The sequence below is a fragment of the bacterium genome, from assembly GCA_030654305.1.
Classification (GTDB): domain Bacteria; phylum Krumholzibacteriota; class Krumholzibacteriia; order LZORAL124-64-63; family LZORAL124-64-63; genus PNOJ01.
Genome location: JAURXS010000167.1, coordinates 1 through 1,572 on the forward strand (window position 1 = coordinate 1; position 1,572 = coordinate 1,572).

2 protein-coding genes are annotated in these 1,572 nt (G+C 71.8%); both read left to right on the forward strand.

The features are described 5' to 3' along the window. The coding region (locus tag Q7W29_04535) for an IMP dehydrogenase (protein ID MDO9171083.1) at positions 1-1,169 on the forward strand (1,169 nt) is incomplete at its 5' end. Continuing rightward, the coding region (locus Q7W29_04540; GenBank protein ID MDO9171084.1) for an MFS transporter at positions 1,169-1,572 on the forward strand (404 nt) is incomplete at its 3' end. The genes Q7W29_04535 and Q7W29_04540, both read left to right, overlap by 1 nt.

Genomic DNA, 1,572 nt, shown 5'->3' on the forward strand with positions numbered 1-1,572 from the left:
CCATGGGCCCCGACCGCACCATCGCCGAGGCGCTGGCCCAGATGGCCCGCTACAGCATCTCGGGCGTGCCCATCACCGAGGGGCGCCGGCTCGTGGGCATCCTGACCAACCGCGACCTGCGCTTCGTGCGCGACACGAGCCGCCTGGTGCGCGAGGTCATGACCAGCCAGAACCTGGTGACCGTGCCCGAGGGCACGACGCTCGAGCAGGCCGCCGAGAAGCTGCACGCCCACCGCATCGAGAAGCTGCCCGTGGTCGACGCCGCCGGCAACCTCTGCGGCCTGATCACGGTCAAGGACATCCAGAAGAAGCTCGACTACCCGCGGGCCAGCAAGGACGGCCGCGGCCGGCTGCTCTGCGGCGCGGCCGTGGGCATCGGCGAGGCCGGGCGCGAGCGCATCGACCTGCTGGTCGAGGCCGGCGTCGACCTGCTGGTCGTCGACACCGCGCACGGGCACTCGCGCAACGTGATCGAGGCGGTCCGCGAGGTGAAGCGGCGCCACCCGGGCCAGCAGGTGCTGGCCGGCAACATCGCCACCGGCGAGGCGGCCCTGGCCCTGATCGAGGCCGGCGCCGACGCCCTGAAGGTGGGCATCGGCCCCGGCTCGATCTGCACCACGCGCGTGGTGTCGGGCGTGGGCGTGCCGCAGATCACCGCACTGCTGGACGTGGTGCGCGCCGCCCGGCCGCACGGCGTGCCGGTGGTCTCCGACGGCGGCATCAAGTACTCCGGCGACGTCGTCAAGGCCATCGCCGCGGGCGCCGACACCGTCATGCTGGGCTCGCTCTTCGCCGGCACCGAGGAGGCGCCGGGCGAGAAGATCCTGTTCGAGGGCCGCGTCTACAAGGGCTACCGCGGCATGGGCTCGGTGGCGGCCATGCAGCAGGGCAGCAAGGACCGCTACTTCCAGGACACGGTGACCGAGGCCGACAAGCTCGTGCCCGAGGGCATCGAGGGCCGGGTGCCCTACAAGGGCCACCTGGAGGACATCTTCTACCAAATCGTGGGCGGGCTGCGCAGCGGCATGGGCTACTGCGGCACGCGCACCATCGCCGACCTGCAGCGCGAGGGCCGCTTCGTGCGCGTCACCGCCGCCGGCCTGCGCGAGAGCCACCCCCACGACGTGCTGATCACCAAGGAAGCCCCGAACTACGGGACGCGGGTCTGATGCGCCTGCCCGGCCTCGACCTCTCCCGGATCAGTCCGGACTTCCGCCGCATGCTCCTGGCCACGCTCTGCTTCGGGGCGGCGGCCGGCGTCTTCCAGTCCACCTTCAACAACTACCTCAGCGACGTCCACGCCCTGGACGCCGGGGCGCGCGGCTGGATCGAGCTGCCGCGCGAGCTGCCCGGATTTTTGATCATGTTCATCTCGGCCGCGCTGCTGACCTTCATGTGCGAGGCGCGCATGGCCGCCGCCGCGATGATCCTGACCGCGGGCGGCGCGCTCGGCCTCGGGCTGCTCGCGGGCGACACCCTGCCCTTGGTCGCCTTCCTGATGATCTGGAGCCTCGGCGACCACATCATCTTCGCCGTGGAGGGTCCGCTGGGCCTGACCCTGGCCCGCAGCGG